This window comes from Streptomyces europaeiscabiei (assembly GCF_001550375.1).
Lineage (GTDB): Bacteria > Actinomycetota > Actinomycetes > Streptomycetales > Streptomycetaceae > Streptomyces > Streptomyces europaeiscabiei.
In genome coordinates, this window is the sequence record NZ_LRTR01000652.1 from 1 (window position 1) to 1,489 (window position 1,489).

The following is a 1,489-nucleotide window of genomic DNA, read 5'->3' on the forward strand; positions in this document are numbered from 1 at the left end:
GGGGGGGGGGGGGGGGGGGGGGGGGGGGGGGGGGGGGGGGGGCCTGGGGCCGGGGGCTCCATGGCCGGGCCCGTGCACGCTCCATGGCCGGGCCCGTGCACTCGAACGAGTGGTGCCCAACCCTGCTGTCAGGCCCTGAGCTGCCCGAACCGCCCCCTGTGGAACAGCAGCGGTCCAGTCGTATCGTCGTCCGTGCCCAGCGCCTTCACCCGGCCCACCACGATCAGGTGGTCGCCGCCGGTGTGGACGGCGTGGATCGTGCAGTCGATCCAGGCGGCGGCGCCGGTGAGGCGGGGGGAGCCCGTGGCGGGAGCCGGGGTGTGGGCGACACCGGCGAACTTGTCCGCGCCGCTCACCGCGAAGCTCCGGCACAGGTCGCCCTGGTCCGCGCCGAGTACGTTCACGCAGAAGACGCCCGCGCGGGCGATCCGGGGCCAGGTCGTCGACGTACGGCCGACCATGAACGCCACCAGCGGCGGGTCGAGCGAGAGGGACGAGAACGACTGGCAGGCGAAACCGGCGGGGCGGCCGGCGGGCATGCCGTCGAGGTGTCCGGTGAGGTGCCCGGTGGAGGCGGGGTCGTCGGCCGACGGGGTCGACGGCGGTGCGGTGATCACCGTGACGCCCGTAGCGAAGTTGCCCAGTACGCGCCGGAATTGGGCCTGGTCCACCGGCGCTCGCTCGTCCTCGCCGACGCAGCGCAGCTCGGGGCGCGGCAGTGCTTCGACGACCGGTTCCGGGTGCGTCGTCCTACGGCTTCTGTCCGCCGGGTCCGCCCTCAGATAGCGGACGGCGGTGGCTGCCATTCCAGCGTGTCCCATCACATCACCATTGGAGCTGACGGAGCGTCAGAAGTGAAGTGGGGTCCCGTAACGGTTCTCCCGCGGTCGTCAGCGGCCCTCGTAGCGCGGTGTCCGTCGTTCCACGAAGCTCGCCACGCCCTCCTGGGCGTCCGCCGTCGTCATGTTGATCTCCTGCGCGGCGGCCTCGGCGGCGAAGGCGGTGGCGCGGTCGGTGTCGAGAGAGGTGTTGACCAGGTGTTTGGTCAGCGCCAGGGCGCGGGTCGGGCCGGCTGCGAGACGTTCGGCCCACTCGCGGGCCGTCTTCTCCAGGTCCGGTGCGGCGACGACACGGTTGACGAGGCCGAGGCGCTCCGCGTCGGCGGCGGACAGGGCGTCGCCGAAGAACATCAGCTCCTTCGCCCGGTGGGGGCCGACGAGGCGGGGGAGCAGATAGGCGCCCCCGCCGTCGGGGACGAGGCCGCGCCGTACGAACACCTCGATGAAACGGGCCTCTTCGGCCGCCAGTACGAGGTCGCAGGCGAGGGCGAGATGCGCGCCGATACCGGCCGCCGTACCGTTCACCGCCGCGATCACCGGCTTCTCGCAGTCGAGGACGGCCGCGATGAGCCGCTGGGCGCCGAGGCGGATCACACGCGCCACGTCACCGGCCACGCGCGCCCCGCCGCCGGTCGATCCGCCGCCGCCCG

General features: G+C 73.5%; 2 protein-coding genes. Both read right to left on the bottom strand.

Translation table 11 applies throughout. From position 1 onward, the window contains the following. Positions 1 to 128 precede the first annotated feature (128 nt). Positions 129 to 806, bottom strand: coding sequence for a flavin reductase family protein (locus AWZ10_RS31695; RefSeq protein WP_046709716.1), 678 nt, complete (start codon positions 804 to 806; stop codon positions 129 to 131). An 84-nt stretch (positions 807 to 890) separates the two neighbouring features. Then, the coding region (locus AWZ10_RS31700; RefSeq protein ID WP_060892680.1) for an enoyl-CoA hydratase/isomerase family protein at positions 891 to 1,489 on the bottom strand (599 nt) is incomplete at its 5' end.

What these genes read in the sequence shown, in the direction of transcription:
- AWZ10_RS31695 (WP_046709716.1), bottom strand. Translation starts at nt 806, where the DNA reads ATGGCAGCCACCGCCGTCCGCTATCTGAGGGCGGACCCGGCGGACAGA.